A 15092-nucleotide genomic window follows, 5' to 3' on the forward strand; every position below is an offset into this window, starting at 1 on the left:
GACTACGCCTCCCGCGGTTTTCGGCTGGGAAGGTAAGCCTTCCTTCGGCCGGATCGCGAGAGGCGATTCAGCCTGGACCGGGACGCTCAGGAGAGAGGAAGCGTGGTCGGCTGTCGTGCATCCGACATGACCGATGCGTAGTGGCCGAGGAGCTCGTCACAGACGCTCGCCCACGAGCGTGAGAGCACCCTGCGCCGGCCGGCTTCGCCCATCCTGGCTCGGAGGGCCGGGGAATCGGCGAGGTGCTCAAGCATGCCTCTGAGGTCGAGGTCGCCCGCGCGGTCCGGGTCGAAGTGGAACCCGTCGACGCCGTGCTCGATGAGGTCGATCGGGCCGCCAGCGTATGGCGCAACGACGGGGAGCCCGCTCGCGTGCGCCTCCTGGATGGTCTGGCCGAACGTCTCCTCTGTCCCCGTATGTACAAACACGTCGAAGCTCGCGTACGCAAGAGCGAGGTCGCGCCCGCCGAGTCTTCCGGCGAAGTGGGTCGGCACGCCCTTGAGGGCTCTGCGGATGCTGGGCTCGGAGGGGCCGTCGCCGACCACGACAAGCTGCACGTTGTCGAGGCCGCGCAGGGAGGAGAGGCGCTCGACCTGCTTCTCCGGTGCCAGTCTGCCGACGTAGCCGACGACTGTGCGCGAGTCGGCTCCCAGTCGGCGGCGGCTGTTCAGGACGGCCGGTTCGTGCTTGTTGCGGGGGTGGTAGGTCTCGAGGTCGACCCCGCGGCCCCATCTGATGGCGTTCGTGATCTTCGCGCGGCGCAGATCGCCGAGGGCGGCGGTGGACGGCGCGAGTGTGAGGTCGGCGTTGTTGTGCAGCCAGCGGATGAACCACCAGGCGAAGCCCTCCATAGCGCTGAGCCGGTTGCGCTTCGTGTAGCCGGCCACGTCGGTCTGGAAGACGGCAACGCTCGGGATGCCTCGGCGCTTCGCGGCGGCGATGGCCTGCGACCCCAAGAAGAGAGGACTCGCGGCGTGGACGACATCCGGGGCGAACTCGGCGAGCAGTCGATCAACCCTGGGGGAGGGGAGGCCGACCGGGAACTGCCGGTAGTCGAGCGCAGGCACTTCCACGACCCGGAAGCCCCGGTACTCCCTCGGCGAGCCCGCCGCCGGGGTGATGACGATGGCCTCGTGCCCACGGAGCGCGAGGTGGTCGAGCACCTTGCACACGCTGTTCGTCACGCCGTTGACAGTGGGGAGGAAGCTCTCGGTCACAACCGCGATGCGCATAGGGCGAACGTAGGCGCAGGGTGTGGCGGCGAGGTGAACTCCCGGCGACACCTTCTCGACGAGTTATCCACAGCTTCGTCATGCCGAAACGGGCCGGTGACGGTGTTCCCCTATGGTGTTGCGCATGGCAGATGCGATCGATCGGTTCTATGGCGTGATCCCAGCGGGAGGCGTCGGCTCACGGCTGTGGCCGCTCTCGCGGGCTGAAGCCCCGAAGTTCCTCCACGACGTCGTCGGAAACGGCTCGACCCTTCTAAGGGCGACCTGGGACCGACTTGCGCCTCTGTGCGCGGAAGACAGGCTCCTCGTCGTGACAGGCGAGGCCCACGCCAAGGAGGTGCGTGCCCAGCTCCCGGAGCTCATCGACGAGAACATCGTGCTCGAGAGCGAGGGGCGAGAGTCCACGGCTGCCATCGGCCTGGCGGCGGCCATCCTGCAGCGTCGCGTTCCAGACGCGATCATCGGGTCCTTCGCCGCTGACCACCTGATCGGCGCGACCGACCGATTCGCGGCCGCGGTGCGCGAGGCCGTCGAGGCGGCTGACGCCGGCGCGATCGTGACGATCGGCATCCAGCCGATCGAGCCTTCAACGGCCTTCGGGTACATCCGCGCGGGCAAGCCGCTCAGCATCCCCGCGGCGCCGAGCGCACGCAAGGTGGATGCGTTCGTCGAGAAGCCCAAGGAGGCAACCGCCCGTCGCTACCTCGCGTCTGGCGAGTACCTCTGGAACGCAGGCATGTTTTTCGCTCGCGTCGACCGCCTCATGGAGGCGCTCGCGGAATCCAACCCGGTGCTGGCTGCCGGTATCAACGAGATCGCGGATGCGTGGGGCACCGATACGCAGGCCGAGGTCACGGCTCGCGTCTGGCCTGGCCTCGAGAAGATCGCCATCGACTACACGGTCGCGGAGCCAGCGGCCGCACGCGGCGAGCTCGCGGTGATCCCCGGCTACTTCCAGTGGGACGACGTGGGTGACTTCGCAGCCGTGAGCCGCCTCCGCAAGAGCACGAACGGCAACGGCGTGACCGTCCACGGCGACGAGAACAACGTCGTCGTTGTCGACGGCTCCGGCCTCATCGTCAACCACACCGACCGCGTTGTCGCCATCGCCGGCATCAAGGACATCGTCGTGGTCGACACCCCGGATGCGCTGCTCGTGACGACGGCCGCAAACGCGCAGAAGGTCAAGCAGCTTGTCGCCGAGATCAAGGCGTCGAAGCGCCCCGAGGTGCTCTAGGCCTCAGCGCAGAGATAAACGCCAGGCGCGCACGGATCGTAGCTTCACAACGATCGGTGCGCGCCTGTAGCGGTCCCAGCTCGGCTCCCACTACTCTTCCGGCATGTCACGCTCTCGCATCCCAGGCGCCATCGGCGCCCTCGCTGTCGCAACGCTCGCACTGACCGCCTGCCAGGCACCGCCAGAGGCGCCGAGCTCGACGGGCGAGGCGTCCGCTGGCAGTGACTACCTCGCGTGCATGGTCGCCAACAGTGGCAACATCCAGGACCGCTCCTTCAACCAGGCCGTCTTCGAGTCGCTCGAGGCCGCGCAAGCGGAGTACGGCGTGGAGATGCGCGAGACGGTCTCGCAGTCGCAGGCAGATTACGAGACGAACCTCGAGACGATGGTCGGCGAGGGCTGCGACTACATCGTCACCGTCGGATGGGAGCTCGCCGACGCGACAAGGGCATCCGCCGAAGCGAACCCGGACATCACCTACTCGATCGTCGACGAGGTCGTCGAGGGGCCGAACGTGGCCTCGATCGTGCACGACACCGCGCAGGCCGCATTCCTTGCCGGCTATCTCGCGGCGGGCGTCAGCAAGACCGGCGTTGTCGGCACCTTCGGCGGAGGGAACCAGCCGCCCGTCACGGTGTTCATGGACGGCTTCGCTGCAGGCGTCGAGCAGTACAACACGGCGAAGGGCGCTTCGGTGCGCGTCGTCGGCTGGGACCCGAAGACGCAGCAGGGGTCGTTCACGGACGACTTCACGAACACCAATGCTGCGCAGACCACGGCGCAGGGGCTCATCTCCCAGGGCGCGGACATCATCATGCCCGTCGCGGCCCAGGCGGGCGAAGGCGCGGCCGCGGCCGCGCTGGCCGCTGGCGACGTCGGAATCATCTGGGTCGACTCCGACGGCTACGAGCTCCTCGGTGAGGAGTACCGCCCCCTGCTCGTCACGACGGTAGAGAAGCGCATGGAGCCCGCCATCCTCGGCGTCATCGGCGCCGACATCGACGGCACCTTCGAGGCGGGCAACAACGTCGGCACGCTGGAGAACGACGGTGTCGGCCTCTCCTCCTTCCACGATTGGGACTCGAAGGTTCCTGCAGAGCTGAAGTCGGAGATCGAAGACCTCAAGGCCAAGATCATCTCGGGGGAGATCGTCGTCGAATCTCCGTCGTCGCCCACGGGCGCGAACTGATCCATGAGCGGTGGCATGCGCTCCTCACCGACCGATTGGCCCGGATTTTTCCGGCCTCGTGAGAATCGCTGGCCGACGCGCCGAGAAACACACCCGTAACTGTGCAACGGTCGGGTTTCGATTCCGAATTCGACCGAATTTTGACGCCGAGCTACGGCTATGCTCGGGCAATCACCAGCTCCGCCGGAGTCCGCGTTCTGCGGTCCGACGGACATCCAACTCAGGAGGACCGAGAGTGGCTATCTCTTCGAAGCAGCGTTTCGCTGCAATTGGCACGGTGGGCGTCGCAGCTCTCGTGCTCGCCGGTTGTGCACCTGCTCCAGAAGCGGGCGACGCTCCCGCTGAAGGTGCATCCGACTTCACCGCGTGCATGGTTTCTGACGAGGGCGGGTTCGACGACCGCTCCTTCAACCAGCTCGCACACACTGGACTCGAGAACGCGGAGTCCGAGCTCGGTGTCAAGGTACTCGAAGCTGAGTCCGCGACACCTGACGACTACGCGGCGAACCTGACGACCATGGTCGACCAGGGCTGCAGCATCATCGTTCCCGTCGGCTTCAAGCTGGCAGACGCGACGGCAGCAGCCGCTGAGGCTAACCCTGAGGTCGACTTCGCGATCGTCGACGTCGAAGGCCTCGGCATCCCGAACGTCCTCGAGCTCAACTACGACACGGCTCAGGCCGCGTTCCTCGCGGGCTATGCAGCTGCCGCGTACTCGAAGACGGGCACCGTCGCCACCTACGGCGGCGCGGCCATCCCGACCGTCACGATCTTCATGGACGGCTTCGCCAACGGCGTCAAGCACTACAACGAGGTCAAGGGCAAGGACGTCAAGGTCATCGGCTGGGACGTCGCAGCACAGCAGGGCTCGTTCGTGGACGACTTCACGAACGTCTCCCGCGCCAAGGAGATCTCCACCGGCTTCCTGAGCCAGGGTGCAGACGTCATCCTCCCCGTCGGCGGCCCCCTCTACCAGGGTGCAGCTGAGGCAATCCGCGAAGGCGGCCAGGATGCAGTCATCCTCGGTGTCGACTCCGACCTCGCCGTCGCAGACGAGCAGTACGCGGACATCATCCTCGTGTCGATCATGAAGGGACTCGACGTCACGGTTCTCGACGCGATCTCGCAGAGCCTTGACGGCACCTTCGAGGGTGGCACGACCTACACGGGTGTCCTCGAGAACGAGGGTGTTGGCCTCTCCGGCTTCGGTGACTTCGAGTCGAAGCTGCCGGCAGGCACGACCGACGAGATCGACGCGCTGAAGCAGGAAGTCATCGACGGAAAGTACCCAGACCTGTCGCCTTCCTCTCCTAAGGTCTAAACCTCTGCACGTCCGGATTGGCCTCCGGGCACAACATGAATGCGGGGCCGTCGCGCAACTCGCGGCGGCCCCGTAGCATGCCTACGCATGCATTCCGAGGTGGAGCGGCAACCCGCCGCCCGCCTCGAGCACGACCGGCCCAACCGGCCGTTTCCCGCACTACCGCACAGCGAAGTGGACCGCTATGAAACTCGAGCTTCGAGGCATCACCAAGCGATTTGGTGCCTTCACGGCCAACGACAACATCAACCTCACGATCGAGGGGGGCGAAATTCATGCGCTCCTCGGTGAAAACGGTGCTGGCAAGTCGACCCTTATGAACGTGCTCTACGGCCTGTACCAGGCCGATGAGGGCGAGATCCTGCTGGACGACGTCGTCCAGCACTTCTCCGGTCCTGGCGATGCCATGGCCGCGGGCATCGGCATGGTCCACCAGCACTTCATGCTCATCCCCGTCTTCACCGTCGCGGAGAACCTCATGCTCGGGCACGAGCCGGCGAACGGGGCCGGGGTCCTCGACATCGACAGCGCGAGGCAGAAGGTGCGCGACCTCTCCGCGCAGTTCGGCTTCAACATCGACCCTGACGCGCTGGTCGAGCACCTGCCCGTCGGCGCGCAGCAGCGAGTCGAGATCATCAAGGCCCTCTCGCGCGACGCGAAGATCCTCGTGCTGGATGAGCCCACAGCCGTGCTCACGCCGCAGGAGACCGACGAGCTCATCGTCATCATGGACCAGCTGCGCAAGGCTGGCACCTCGATTGTCTTCATCACGCACAAACTGCGTGAGGTCCGCAAGGTCGCGGACCGCATCACCGTCATCCGCCGAGGCAAGGTCGTCGGGACTGCGCTGCCAAGCGAGTCCAACGAGGAGCTCGCTGCGAAGATGGTCGGCCGTGCGGTCGACCTCGACGTCGACAAGGAGGCACCGAAGCTCGGTGACACGACGTTTGTCGTCTCTGAGCTGACGGTCTTCGACGAGGTGGGGGCCAAGCAGGTCGACGAGCTCAGCTTCGACGTGCGCGAGGGGGAGATCCTCGTCATCGCCGGCGTGCAGGGCAACGGGCAGACGGAACTCACGGAGGCCATTCTCGGCCTGCACAAGAAGGCCCTCGGTTCGATCACGCTCGACGGCAACGAGCTCATCGGGCAGTCGGTCAAGAAGACGCTGGATGCGGGACTCGGCTTCGTGCCGGAGGACCGCACCGAGGACGGCATCGTCGGTGACTTCACGATCGCCGAGAACCTCGTCCTCGATCGCGCCGACCGTCAGCCATTCTCGAACGGCATCGCGCTCAACCTGCGCGAGATCACGGCCTTCGCGGAGAAGAACGTCAAGGACTTCGACGTTCGCGCACCCTCCATCGAGACAGCCGTCGGCCGCCTTTCCGGCGGAAACCAGCAGAAGGTCGTCCTCGCGCGTGAGCTCGGCCGCGACCTGCGGATGTTCATCGCGTCGCAGCCGACCCGCGGACTCGACGTCGGATCAATCGAGTTCGTCCACGAGCAGATCGTGCGCGTGCGCGACTCGGGCATCCCGGTCATCATCGTCTCGACGGAACTCGACGAAGTTGTGCAATTGGCGGATCGGATCATGGTCATGTACCAGGGCAAGAGCATGGGAATCGTTGGACCGGACACGTCTCGCGACGTACTCGGCCAGATGATGGCGGGGGTTGAGGTATGAGTCAGCTTCAGAACGTGACGGCAGAGACGCCGCCGCCACCAGGCACTCAGGTGCCAGTAGCTGCGAGCGAGCAGTCGCCGTGGCACGGCCTCTGGCGAGACATCCTCGGAGGCGGGCCGCTGCGCTCGATCCTCGCGATCGTGCTCGCACTGCTCATCGGCTCGCTCCTCGTCGTCTTCACGAGCGATGAGGTCCTCGAGACCACCGGCTACTTCTTCTCCCGACCGATGGACCTCTTCGCCGCGGCCGGCGGAGTCATCGGCGGCGCGTTCCGCGCGCTGTGGGAAGGCGCGATCTACTCGCCCCGCAACGGCTTCGTACCGCTGACGAACACGCTCATGTGGGCGACCCCGCTCATCACTGCTGGCCTCGGCGTCGCATTCGCGTTCCGCGCCGGACTGTTCAACATCGGTGGCCAGGGGCAGATCCTCATCGCCGCGCTCTTCACGGGCTTCGTGGGCGCGAGCCTGCAGCTTCCCTTCGTCGTACACGTGCTCGTCGCAACGTTCGCCGGTATCGTCGGCGGCTCGATCTGGGCTGGCGTCGCCGGCTGGCTGAAGGCGCAGACGGGGGCCCACGAGGTCATCGTCACGATCATGCTCAACTGGATCGCGTTCTGGGGCATCACGTACCTGCTCAAGACACCGCTCTTCCAGGCTGAGGGCGCTGGTGGAAACGCCAAGGCCAAGCCGATCGTCGAGTCGGCGCAGCTGCCAGACCTCGTGGGTGCCGCCGACTGGGGCTTCATTCTCGCGATCATCGCCGCCTTCGTCTACTGGTGGATCATGGAGCGCACGACGGTTGGCTTCAAGGTGCGTGCCGTTGGCCTCAACCCGAGCGCTGCTCGAACGGCCGGCATCAACGTCGCGTTCATCACCTTCCTCACGATGGCGATCGCGGGTGCCTTCATCGGCCTCGCGGGAGCCACGCAGGTGCTCGGTCGCGCAACCGCCGGCTACGACCCGGGCGTGCACGCCGGCATCGGATTCGACGCCATCACGGTGGCGCTTCTCGGAGCGGGCCACCCCGTCGGCATCATCCTCGCGGGCCTCCTCTTCGGAGCGCTCAAGGCGGGCTCGTTCCCGATGCAGGTCGTCGAGGGCATCCCGATCGACATCGTCGCCGTCATCCAGGGGCTCATCGTTCTCTTCATCGCCGCGCCTCCGCTCATTCGGGCGATCTTCCGCCTGCCGAAGCCATCCGGCATCCGCCTGCTCGACCGCATCCGCGCGTCGCGCGAGGGTCGGGATGACGCAAGCTCGGGCAAGAAGGACGACAGCCGTGGCAAGAAGAACGAGGTGAACGCATGACCGCAGTGACGCCAAGCACCGAGGAGCAGATCCCGGTGGGCGCGAGCACCAAGGCTGAGGTCCGCTCCACGCGCAGCTGGAAGGCGCCCATCGCGTACGCCTTCTTCAGCGCCCTGGTGCTGGTCGTCTTCGGGCTGCTCGCTCCTGCGGGCGCCTCGAGCACGATCGACCTGAACTCCGACGGCGTGCCGCTCAAGTTCGACCCGCTGGTCCTCCCGACCATGGTCACCAACCTCATCATCGGCGTGATCCTCGCCGGCATCACGGTCGTCGCGTTCCTGCGCACTGCAGCCGGCAACAAGCTGCCGATGTGGGTCATGGTCGTGTTCGGCATCCTCTGGGTGTGGGCGCTCATCGTCTTCATCGGCGCCAACGCCAACGTGCCGCTCACGTGGCTCCTCACGGGAACGCTCGCGATCTCGACGCCGCTGATCTTCGGATCCATGGCCGGCCTCGTGTCCGAGCGGGTCGGCGTCGTGAACATCGCCATCGAGGGCCAGCTCCTCGCCGGCGCGTTCACCTCCGCGCTCATCGGCTCGATGACGGGCAACCCGTTCCTCGGCCTCCTCGGCGCGATCCTCGCGGGCATGCTCGTGTCGCTCATCCTCGCCGTCTTCTCGATTCGCTACCTGGTCGAACAGGTTGTTGTCGGTGTTGTCATCAACATGCTCGTGATCGGCCTGACGAACTTCCTCTACTCGGGCGTCATGACGCGCGACAGCGGGTTCCTCAACACGATCGCGCAGAACGAGAAGTACCCGCGCTTCGCGATCCCGTTGTTGAGCGACATCCCTGTCATCGGGCCGCTGCTCTTCGACAACACCTTCATCGTGTGCCTGATGTTCCTCACGGTGCCTGCGCTCACCTTCGCGCTGTTCAAGACCCGCTGGGGCCTGCGCCTCCGCGCCGTCGGCGAGCACCCGAAGGCTGCGGACACGGTTGGCATCAAGGTCAACAAGACGCGCTTCTGGAACGTCCTGCTCTCCGGCGCCATCGCCGGCGCAGGCGGCAGCTTCTTCACGCTGGGAAGCGTCGGCTCGTTCAGCCAGGAGATGACAAGCGGTCAGGGCTATATCGCCCTCGCAGCCCTCATCTTCGGACGCTGGCACCCGGTCTACGCCACCCTCGCCGCGCTGCTCTTCGGCTTCGCCTCGAACCTGAAGACCCTCGTGAGCCAGGTCGGGGCGAACATCCCGCCAGAGTTCATGGCGATGATCCCGTACATCGTGACGATCCTCGCGGTCGCCGGTTTCGTGGGCCAGTCCCGCGGCCCGGCCGCCGCTGGCAAACCCTACGTAAAGGCCTAGCAATGACGGCAACAGGAACCGAAGCGCTCGAGCCCGACTGGGCGATCCTCCGCCAGGCGGCGCACGACATCATGACGAAGGCGTACGCGCCCTACTCGAACTACTCGGTCGGGGCGGCCGCGCTTGTCGACGACGGTCGAATCGTCGTCGGCTGCAACGTCGAGAACGCGAGCTACGGTGTCGGCCTCTGCGCCGAGTGCGGACTCGTGTCCGCCCTCCAGGCGAGTGGTGGCGGAAAGCTCGTCGCGTTCACCTGCTGCAACGGCGATGGCGACGTCATCATGCCGTGCGGCCGCTGCCGTCAGCTGCTGTACGAGTTCTCGGCGCCAGGGATGCTCCTGGACACCGTCTCGGGCATCCGCACCATCGATCAGGTACTGCCGGATGCGTTCGGCCCAAGAGATCTCGAAAGGATCGCATGAGCTCCACCCCCGCCCAGTCCGCAGTCGAGGCGTTCGACGCCGTTGACCTCATCAAGGCGAAGCGCGACGGTCGTTCGCTGTCGACGCCTGAGATCGACTGGCTCATCTCCCGCTACGCAAATGGCTACGTGGGCGACGAGCAGATGGCCGCCATGGCGATGGCGATCTTCCTCAACGGTATGGAGCGCACCGAGATCCGCGACATGACGTTGGCGATGATCGCCTCTGGCGAGCGGATGAACTTCGACGGGCTTGGCAAGGTCACTGTCGACAAGCACTCCACCGGTGGCGTCGGTGACAAGATCACCCTCCCGCTCATGCCCCTCGTCGCGTCCTTCGGGGTCGCCGTGCCGCAGCTCTCCGGCCGTGGGCTCGGGCACACGGGCGGAACGCTCGACAAGCTCGAGGCCATCCCCGGCTGGCGTGCCGAGCTCTCCAACGAGGAGATGTTTACCCTCCTCCAGGAGATCGGTGGCGTCATCTGCGCGGCCGGCGCAGGCCTCGCTCCTGCCGACAAGAAGCTCTACGCGCTGCGCGACATCACGGGAACCGTCGAGTGCATCCCGCTCATCGCCTCGAGCATCATGTCGAAGAAGATCGCGGAGGGGACCGACTCGCTGGTGCTCGACGTGAAGTTCGGCTCCGGCTCCTTCATGGGCGACATCGAGCGCTCGCGTGCGCTTGCCGAGACCATGGTGGCGCTCGGCGAAGACGCGGGGGTGCGCACCTCGGCGCTCCTCACGAACATGAACGTGCCGCTCGGCCTCGCGATTGGAAACGCCAACGAGGTGCGCGAATCGGTCGAGGTACTCGCAGGCGGCGGTCCCGCCGACGTCGTGGAGCTCACGGTCGAGCTGGCGCGCGAAATGCTCCGCCTGGCTGGAAAGCCGGACGCGGACGTCGAGGGCGCGCTCAAGAACGGTGCTGCGATGGATGTGTGGCGCCGCTGGGTCTCCGCGCAGGACGGCGACCCCGACGGTGCGCTGCCCGTTGCGCGCGAGATGCATGAAGTGCGCGCGGACCGCGACGGCGTGCTGGTCCGCCAGGAAGCGCTGCCCTTCGGTATCGCCGCCTGGCGCCTCGGCGCCGGACGGGCACGCAAGCAGGACCCGGTCATCCACGCAGCAGGCATCGACCTCGTCGCGAAGCCGGGCGACACCGTGAAAAAGGGCGACGTGCTCTTCACCCTGTCGGCCGAGGATGCAGCGCGCTTCCCGCGTGCGCTCGACGCCCTCGAAGGAGCGTACGAGATCGGCGACGCCGGCTCGGAGATCCTCACTGGCGGCCCGCTCATCGCCGGCCGCGTCGGCGCAGAGTAGTTGGACGGGCGGTGTGGAGAAGGGAAACCTTCTCCACACCGCCGCGCCAAGTCGCGCGCGCGTTGCCTCTGCCGGATAGAATCATGGCTCTGGACGGCCGCACTTTCTGGATCGCGGCCACATTCGAAGGGGAACACCGTGTCTGTGCAGAGCTCCGCGCCATTCGACGAGGGCGATTTCACGCTGCGGGACGGCACCAACATCCGTGCGCTGCCGAAGGTCTCGTTGCACGACCACCTCGACGGTGGGCTGCGCGCCCAGACGATCATCGAGCTTGCCGACGAGATCGGCCTCGAACTTCCAGCGACAAATGCGCCCGAGCTCTCGAACTGGTTCGCCGACCAGTCCGACTCGGGGTCGCTCGTCGAGTACCTGAAGACCTTCGACGTGACCACAGCAGTCATGCAGACCTCGCACGGCCTGCGTCGCGTCGCCCGCGACTTCGTCAACGACCTCGGCGCCGACGGCGTCGTCTACGGCGAAGTCCGTTGGGCTCCAGAGCAGCACCTCAAGCGCGGGTTGAGCCTCGACGACGCGGTCAACGCGGTCCAGGCCGGCATCAACGAGGGTATCGACGACGTGCGCTCGCACGGCAAGCGCATCCGCGTCGGCCAGCTCGTGAGCGCCATGCGGCACGCGGGCAACGGGCTCGAGATCGCGAAGCTCGCCGTCCGCCACCGCGAGCAGGGCGTCGTCGGCTTCGACATCGCGGGCCCTGAAGACGGTTTCCCGCCCACCAACTTGCAAGAGGCGTTCGACTACCTCATGTCGGAGCGCTTCCCAGCGACCGTCCACGCAGGCGAAGCGGCCGGCCTTGACTCCATCGAGAGCGCCATCTTCGACGCGCATGCCCTCCGCCTCGGCCACGGCGTGCGCATCGCCGAGGACATCGACCTCGAAGGCGAAGACGAGGACGGCACATACGTCTCTCTCGGTCGGCTCGCGCAGTGGGTGCGCGACCGCCGAATCCCGCTTGAGCTCAGCCCTTCCTCGAACCTGCAGACCGGCGCCATCACCGCGTGGGGCGAGAACATCGAAGACCATCCCTTCGACCTGCTGTACCAGCTCGGGTTCACGGTGACCGTCAATACGGACAACCGACTCATGAGCGCGACGAGCGTCTCGCGAGAGCTGACGTTGCTCGCCGACACCTTCGACTACGACCTCGCTGACCTCGAGACCTTCCAGCTGAACGCCGCCGAAGGTGCCTTCTTGCCGATTGAAGACCGCGAAGAGCTGGCCGAGATCGTGAGCGAAGGGTTCGACGAGGCGGGAGCATGAACGCGCAGGCCACTCCTGAGCTGCAGTTCGACTCCACCAGCGTGCGCCTCGCCGAGCATGCCCTCGACTGGCGCCAAGCAGTCGGTCAGATGGGGGAGCTGCTCGCCGAGCGCGGATTCGCGAAGAGCGGGTACACGAGCAATATGGTTCGTGTCATCGAGCGTTTCGGCCCGTACGTCGTTGTCGGCCCCGGCGTTGCGCTCGTGCACGCGCGGCCAGGTGAAGAGACGATCGAGAACGGCCTCGCCGTCATCACCTATCCGGAGGGCGTCGGCTTCGGCCACGCGCGCTACGACCCCGTAAGAGTTGTTGTCGGTATGACCGCGACGAGTGCATCCGAGCACCTGAAGCTCATCGCGGCGCTCGCCAAGACCTTCGACAACGACGCCGTCCTCGGCGAGCTCATCGCGGCGGCGTCGCCCGAGTCGCTCGTCGAACTGCTCAAGCCGAGGCTCGTCGCAGCTGGGCTTCTCGTCGCCTGAGGTTCTTTCGCTGAGGGACGCTGAGCTGGGCTGACGTGTCCTGCCAGCTCGCCACTCGAGCCTGCCAGCGATCGCCCACCGTCGTGTCCGATTTCCGCGAGCGATGGTCGGTTGAACCTGCCAGACTCGTCACATGGCAAGCACCACCCTGACCAGAGAAGACCGGTACCGCGCGATCCTCGCCAAGGACCGCCGCTTCGACGGGCAGTTCATCACCGCGGTCGGCTCGACCGGCATCTACTGCCGGCCGAGTTGCCCGGCGCGCACGCCGAAACGTGAAAACGTCACCTTCTACCCGACGAGCGCGGCAGCGCATGAGGCGGGCTATCGTGCCTGCAAGCGCTGCCTGCCGGACGCTGCTCCCGGTGACCCCGCGTGGAACGTGCGCGGCGACGTCGCGGGCCGCGCCATGCGGCTCATCGCGGACGGCGTCGTCGAACGGGAGGGCGTCACGGGCCTCGCGGCGCGACTCGGCTTCTCTTCACGCCACCTCGGTCGTGTGCTCGCGGCAGAGCTCGGCGCGGGCCCGCTGGCCCTCGCGCGTGCGCAGCGGGCGCGGACGGCGGCGGCACTCCTCGGCGCGACCGAGCTGCCGCTCGCGGACGTGGCGTTCGCGGCAGGCTTCGCCAGCGTGCGGCAGTTCAACGAGACGGTGCAAGAGGTCTTCCAGTTGACCCCGACGCTTGTTCGCGCGAAATCGCGTGGACGGTCGACGACAGGCGCAGACCAGCTCGGCGGCGCGAGCGCCTTCGGCAGCGGGCTCGCTCTGGGTGACGGCGCCGTGCCGCTGACCCTTGCCCTCGCCTATCGAGAGCCGTACGACGCGGCTGGCGTCTTCGCCTGGCTCCGTGAGCGAGCCATCGCCGGCGTCGAAGTCGCGACCGAGAACAGCTACGAACGCAGCCTCAACCTGCCGGGTGGGCCAGCGTGGTTCGGCGTGGATGCAGCTGGCTCGCAGTCGTCGTCGCTGCGGCTTCGTGCGCGACTCACCGACCTCAGCGACCTGCAGACCCTCGTCACGCGTGTGCGACGGCTCTTCGACTTGGATGCTGACCCGACGGCCATCGACGGGGCGCTCTCCGTGCATCCCGCCATCGCAGCCCGTGTGCGCCTGCGCCCCGGCCGCCGCCTCCCTGGCGCCGTGGACCCCGACGAGATGCTCTTCAGGGCGATCATCGGCCAGCAGATCACCGTCTCGGCGGCGCGGACGGCCCTTGGTCGGCTCGCGGCGCGGGCGGGAACGTCGCTGACGCAGGAGGGCGACGCCGAGGAAACGAGCGCGGACCAAGGCGTGACCCGACTCTTCCCGCGTGCATCCGCCATCGCGGCGCTCGGCGAAGAGTCGTTCGCGGGTCCGCGGTCGCGATCGGCGACCATCACGAGCATCGCCGAGGCGCTCGCGAGCGGAGAGCTGCAACTCTCGGCGGGTGATGACATCGCCGAGCAGCATGCAGCGCTCACGGCGTTCAAAGGCATCGGCGACTGGACGGCCGGATACGTGAGCATGCGTGTCCTCGCCAACCCCGACGTGCTGCTCACGGGTGATGTCGCTCTGCGGAGCGGCGCGAAGGCCCTCGGGTTGCAGTCGGAACCCAAGGCGCTGATCGAGGTCACGGAGCAGTTCAGGCCGTGGCGAAGCTACCTCTCGCTCCACCTCTGGGGCGCGACTCCGCCCAGAACGCGGGCAGGCGCCACGAAGAGCGCCGTCGCACAGACCACACCTCTCACTACGGAGACACCAGCATGAGCACACAGACCACCCCAAGCGCACCCAGCCAGGACTGCGCCGTCATCGAGACGATCAGCACCCCAGACGGTCCGTTCACGATCATCGCCAGGGAGAGCGACGGGGCGGTCCTCTCCTCCGGCTGGAGTGACGATGAGCAGCGCGTCGTGGCCCGCATCACACCCAAGGCCAGGCCTGCTGCCCTTGTGCGCGGCCGCACCGCCGCCTCCGCGGCAGTTCGGGCCTACTACGACGGTCAGCTCGACGCTATCGACGACGTGCTGGTGGCCCAGTTCGGGGCGGAGTTCCGGATGCAGGGTTGGTTCGGGCTGCGCGACATCGCGGCAGGGCATCCGCTCACCTACACGGAGTTCGCGACGGCGCTTGGACGTCCGACGGCCGTTCGAGCCGCGGCTAGCGTGTGCGCATCCAACGCCCCGGCGCTCTTCGTGCCGTGCCACCGCGTGCTGCGATCTGACGGCACGCTCGGCGGCTTCGCCTGGGGCGTCGACGTGAAGCGCTCGCTCTTACAACGGGAGCTCACCCACGCGTCCTGACGCGCGCATCCGCTCGCTACCGTTT

Annotated in this window: 13 protein-coding genes; 12 read left to right on the forward strand and 1 reads right to left on the reverse strand. The window is 66.8% G+C overall.

Features of this window, described 5'->3' with window-relative positions; genetic code table 11:
• Positions 1–86: 86 nt before the first annotated feature.
• A complete protein-coding gene (locus FHX72_RS07075; protein WP_183624072.1) occupies positions 87–1232 on the reverse strand; it encodes a glycosyltransferase family 4 protein in 1146 nt (381 codons plus the stop codon).
• Between the two features lie 124 nt (positions 1233–1356).
• Here FHX72_RS07075 and FHX72_RS07080 point away from each other — a divergent pair, with 124 nt between their 5' ends.
• The 12 genes from FHX72_RS07080 (at position 1357) to FHX72_RS07135 (ending at position 15067) form a co-directional block, all read left to right on the forward strand.
• Positions 1357–2469, forward strand: a complete 1113-nt coding sequence (locus FHX72_RS07080; protein ID WP_068476896.1) for a mannose-1-phosphate guanylyltransferase — start codon at positions 1357–1359, stop codon at positions 2467–2469.
• Between the two features lie 103 nt (positions 2470–2572).
• The gene (locus tag FHX72_RS07085) at positions 2573–3658 is read left to right on the forward strand and encodes a BMP family lipoprotein (protein WP_068476854.1); all 1086 of its coding nucleotides are present in this window, start codon (positions 2573–2575) and stop codon (positions 3656–3658) included.
• 235 nt (positions 3659–3893) lie between these two features.
• Positions 3894–4979, forward strand: a complete 1086-nt coding sequence (locus tag FHX72_RS07090) for a BMP family lipoprotein (RefSeq protein ID WP_338110075.1) — start codon at positions 3894–3896, stop codon at positions 4977–4979.
• 184 nt (positions 4980–5163) lie between these two features.
• Positions 5164–6663, forward strand: coding sequence for an ABC transporter ATP-binding protein (locus tag FHX72_RS07095; protein ID WP_183624074.1), 1500 nt, complete (start codon positions 5164–5166; stop codon positions 6661–6663).
• Complete coding sequence (locus FHX72_RS07100; RefSeq protein WP_183624076.1) at positions 6660–7973, forward strand: ABC transporter permease; 1314 nt, start codon at positions 6660–6662, stop codon at positions 7971–7973. The genes FHX72_RS07095 and FHX72_RS07100 overlap by 4 nt, the downstream gene beginning before the upstream one ends.
• Entirely contained in the window at positions 7970–9280 is a 1311-nt protein-coding gene (locus FHX72_RS07105) for an ABC transporter permease (RefSeq protein ID WP_183624078.1), read from the forward strand. Before FHX72_RS07100 ends, FHX72_RS07105 begins: the two co-directional genes overlap by 4 nt.
• A gap of 2 nt (positions 9281–9282) precedes the next feature.
• Positions 9283–9702, forward strand: a complete 420-nt coding sequence (locus FHX72_RS07110; protein ID WP_183624080.1) for a cytidine deaminase — start codon at positions 9283–9285, stop codon at positions 9700–9702.
• Positions 9699–11021, forward strand: coding sequence for a thymidine phosphorylase (locus tag FHX72_RS07115; RefSeq protein WP_068476865.1), 1323 nt, complete (start codon positions 9699–9701; stop codon positions 11019–11021). The genes FHX72_RS07110 and FHX72_RS07115 overlap by 4 nt, the downstream gene beginning before the upstream one ends.
• 138 nt (positions 11022–11159) lie before the next feature.
• Positions 11160–12302 (forward strand): adenosine deaminase, encoded by a 1143-nt coding sequence (locus FHX72_RS07120; protein WP_068476867.1) that lies wholly within the window; start codon positions 11160–11162, stop codon positions 12300–12302.
• A complete protein-coding gene (locus tag FHX72_RS07125; protein WP_068476869.1) occupies positions 12299–12784 on the forward strand; it encodes a PTS sugar transporter subunit IIA in 486 nt (161 codons plus the stop codon). The genes FHX72_RS07120 and FHX72_RS07125 overlap by 4 nt, the downstream gene beginning before the upstream one ends.
• Before the next feature lie 133 nt (positions 12785–12917).
• Positions 12918–14531, forward strand: coding sequence for an AlkA N-terminal domain-containing protein (locus tag FHX72_RS07130; protein ID WP_183624082.1), 1614 nt, complete (start codon positions 12918–12920; stop codon positions 14529–14531).
• The gene (locus tag FHX72_RS07135) at positions 14528–15067 is read left to right on the forward strand and encodes a methylated-DNA--[protein]-cysteine S-methyltransferase (protein ID WP_183624084.1); all 540 of its coding nucleotides are present in this window, start codon (positions 14528–14530) and stop codon (positions 15065–15067) included. Before FHX72_RS07130 ends, FHX72_RS07135 begins: the two co-directional genes overlap by 4 nt.
• The last annotated feature ends 25 nt before the right edge of the window (positions 15068–15092 follow it).

Source organism: Pseudoclavibacter helvolus, assembly GCF_014191305.1.
GTDB lineage: Bacteria > Actinomycetota > Actinomycetes > Actinomycetales > Microbacteriaceae > Pseudoclavibacter > Pseudoclavibacter helvolus.